A 4,170-nucleotide genomic window follows, 5' to 3' on the forward strand; every position below is an offset into this window, starting at 1 on the left:
ATATATCTAAATTTAATAGGATAATAGTATAAATACTAATAAGAATATCTGAAGCGCTAACTTCAGATATTCTTTACTTTACATTTTATTTGGAGCTTCTATTCCCAAAAGTCCAAGTCCTGATTTAATAACTGTTTTTACTGCATATGCAAGCATAAGTCTTTGTCCTTTTAACTTTGAGTCTTCTACTAATATTTGAGTAGAGTTATAATACTTGTTAAATTCTTTTGCAACTTCTGTTATATGTCTTGTTATAAAGTATGGTTCATACTTTTCATGCGCGTCTATAACTACATTTGAGAAATTATAGATGAGTCTTAATAAATTTATTTCAGATTCTTCTTTTAATAAATTGTCTTCTACATTAATTTGTTCAAAGTTTCCCCTTTCAAGAATCGAGTTTATTCTTGCATGAGTGTATTGAACATAAGGTCCAGTCTCACCTTCAAATGAAAGAGTGTTCTCCCAATCGAAAGTATAGTCCTTTATTCTTTGATTGAAAAGTTCTTGGAATTTGATAGCCCCCACCCCTACTTGCTTAGCAAGCTTTTCTTTATCATCAATATTTTGACCTTTTTCTTTTTCACGATTGTTCAAAATTTCCATTACTTTTTCTATAGATTTATTTAATAAATCTTCAAGATAAACTACATTACCTCTTCTTGTTGAAAGAGTTCCTTCTTGTAGAGAAACCATTCCAAATGGAACGTGAACTATCTTTTCAAACCAATCATATCCCATCTTTTCTAATACATATTTTAATTGTTTAAAATGTAATATTTGTTGAGAGCCTACAACGTATATAATTTTTTCAGGGTTGTGTTCGTTTTGTCTGTATACAGCCGTTGCTATATCTCTTGTAAGATATATTGTTGAACCATCACTTTTTATAACTAGTGCTGGCGGTATATTGTGTTCATCTAAATTTACTATCTTAGCTCCATTAGAAATTTCTAAAATACCTTTTCTTTCCATTACTTCAACTTCTCTAGCCATCTTGTCCGAATAAAAAGATTCGCCCATATAAAAATCAAAATCCACATCTAAAATCTTATATACTCTCTCGAACTCTTCCATTGAAACTTCTCTTATCCATTTCCAAAGTTCAACAGCTTTTTCATTTCCCTCTTCAAGTTCTTTAAACCAATATCTGCATTCATTTAATAATTCTTCGTTATTTTCAGTTTCTTGGTTTATTTTAACATACAATTTTAAAAGTTCAGGTATAGGATTTTTTTCTATTTCTTCTCTATTCCCCCATTTTTCAATTGCAACTATAAGCTTCCCAAATTGCGTTCCATAATCTCCCAAGTGGTTATATGAAGTTACATTATATCCTAAAAATTTGTAAATTCTTTTTAATGAATCTCCAATAATTGTAGTTCTTATATGTCCTATGTGAAATGGTTTGGCAATATTGGGAGAAGAATATTCTATTATTACATCTTTTCCTTTACCAACATTTACTCTACCAAATTCTTCTTTTTCCTGTTCAACAGTATTTAAAACTTCTTTGACAAGTTTATTTTTATCTATAAAGAAATTTACATAAGCAGCTTTTGACTCAACTCTTTCCAATAAATCACTATTGATTGACTCAGCAACTTCTGCTGCTATTATATTTGGGTTCTTTCTATATACTTTTGCAAGAGAAAATACTGGAAAAGCATAATCTCCCATATCATAACTTGGTGGTGTTTCTATCAAAGAAAAAATCTTCTCATAATCTAAACTATCAATTTTTTCTGCAAGTATGTTAGCTACTTCAGCTTTAAAATTTAGCATCTTTACTCCTTTAGTTTTTAAATTCCACTACTGTAGCACCATATCCTCCCTGATTATTCGGAGCATCCTCATAGTGCTTTACGTATTTGTTTTTCTTAAATAATCTCTTATTTTTTCTCTAAGTACTCCCGTGCCTTTTCCGTGAATTATTCTAATTTCTTTAATTCCAGACAAATAGGCATCGTCTATGTACTTATCTACAATAACTCTTGCATCTTCAAAGTTATTACCTCTTATATCAATTTCAGACTTAATATATTTACTCTTCTTATCTATTATATTTCTCGTCTTTGTCTTTTGAACTTCTTTTTCAGCATTTGTTCTAATTAATGTATCAAGAGGTAATTTCATCTTCAACATACCCATTTGAAGTAGTACTTGATTTTTTGAATCCGGCAACTCCAGCACTACTCCTTCAGAATTTAAAGAAGTAGATCTTACAGTTTCTCCTACCTTTAATTCTCCTATAACTTCATCAGCTTTTTCAAGTACAAATTCATTCTTTTTCTGAGCAGATTTAAAACTTTCTCTGTATAAATCTTGAGCTTCTTGTAGTTTTCTCGCTTGAGCAGAATTCATTTGTTCTCTCAACTCAGAAAGTTCATTGATTACAAGCTCCATATTCTCTCTTGTAGTAAGCACCAATCTATTAGCTTCTTCTCTAGCCTTTTCTAAAACTTTCTCTCGCTCTTGATTTAACTTTTCAATTTCTTTTTTTAGTTTCTCATTTTTCTTTTTATATTCTAAACTTTCGATTTCAGCAGCTTGTTTGTACTCTTCGATTCTAGTCCTATCCTTCTCTATAGAAGATAAGACTTCTTCAAATTCAATATTATCCTCTGAAATCATCTTCTTAGCATCTCTGATTATTATATCCGGTAAACCAAGTTTGCGCGAAATTTCAAAAGCATTACTCTTGCCCGGAACACCTATCAAAAGTTTGTAAGTTGGAGAAAGTGTATCCACATTAAACTCCATTGAAGCATTCTGCACTCCATCAGTTGAAAGAGCATAGAGCTTCAGTTGATTATAGTGAGTTGTAGAGATACATCTTATCTTTCTTCTCAGCATAAAATCCATTATAGACCTTGCCAAAGCAGCCCCTTCAGTAGGGTCTGTTCCAGCTCCAAGCTCATCGAATATAACTAAACTCTTAGGCGTTATTTCCTTTAAAATTTCTACGATATTTACCATATGAGATGAAAATGTTGATAAAGATTGCTCGATACTTTGCTCATCACCAATATCAGCTAACACTTTGTCAAAAATAGCAATTTCTGAATTTTCCATCGTAGGAATATGTAATCCATATTGCGCCATCAATGTCAAAAGTCCCAAAGTCTTTATAGATACAGTCTTACCACCTGTATTAGGTCCTGTTATTATTAGCGATGTAAATTCTCCTCCCAAACTAATATCTATTGGAACTACTTTTTTCTTATCCAATAAAGGATGTCTAGCAGATTTTAAATTTACATATCCCTTGTCATTTATAATCGGTTTTCTACCATCATACTCAAGCGATAGTTTTCCTTTTGCAAATATAAAATCAATCTCTCTAAGTAAATCTTGATTCAACAAAATTTCGTGTCTAACATCATCTACTCTACTTGAAATTTCTTGTAGTATTCTCTCAATTTCTTCTCGTTCTTCTACTTCAAGAGACCTCAATTCATTGTTTATATTTACAACTGCAAGTGGTTCTATATAAACTGTTTGTTTACTCGAACTCACATCATGAACAATTCCCTTTACCTTGGATTTATGCTCATTTTTAACAGGTATTACATATCTTCCCTCACGAATAGTCACTATTGCATCCTGTAAATATTCACTTCCAGAAGAAATCATAGAACTAAGTCTTTCTCTTATGCTGTCTTTCTTCTTAGATATCTGTCTTCTTATACTAGATAACTTTTGCGATGCTGAGTCAGCAATTTCATTTTCAGATATTATCGCATCAGAAATTGTATCCTCTATCTTTTTAAAAGCCATCAATCCATCAGCATAATTTACCAATATTTCAGATTGTAAATCAGAATCATCAGGTGCTAGATAAGTCTTTAAGTATCTTGAAACTCTTAAGAAATCTCCAACTTTTATCAACTGTCCAGCTGTAAGATATCCGCCTATCTCAAGCCTTTTCATATATCCAGACATTTCATATATTCCAAAAAGAGGCGGTTCACCTCTTTTTATTATATAATCTACAGCTTCTGTAGTTTCTTTAAGCCTTTGCATCACTTCTATCTTATCCATGGATATTTTAACTTCATCAGCATATTTAACAGCTAATTCAGATGACATCATAGCTTTTAATTTTTCTATTATTTTGTCAAATTCTAAAACTCTATAAGATTTTAAAATAGGTTCATCCATTTAGAA

At 31.1% G+C, this 4,170-nt stretch carries 1 protein-coding gene and 1 pseudogene; both read right to left on the minus strand.

The window, feature by feature from the left end; all coding sequences use genetic code 11:
• Window positions 1-78: 78 nt before the first annotated feature.
• Window positions 79-1,785, minus strand: coding sequence for an arginine--tRNA ligase (gene argS, locus HMPREF9129_RS09405; protein WP_004822974.1), 1,707 nt, complete (start codon window positions 1,783-1,785; stop codon window positions 79-81).
• 10 nt (window positions 1,786-1,795) lie between these two features.
• Window positions 1,796-4,164: pseudogene (locus HMPREF9129_RS09410) on the minus strand (endonuclease MutS2).
• Window positions 4,165-4,170: the final 6 nt, after the last annotated feature.

Source organism: Peptoniphilus indolicus ATCC 29427, from assembly GCF_000227315.1.
Lineage (GTDB): Bacteria > Bacillota > Clostridia > Tissierellales > Peptoniphilaceae > Peptoniphilus > Peptoniphilus indolicus.

Coding starts and splice junctions, on each gene's coding strand:
- argS (WP_004822974.1), bottom strand. CDS start 1,785: ATGCTAAATTTTAAAGCTGAAGTAGCTAACATACTTGCAGAAAAAATT.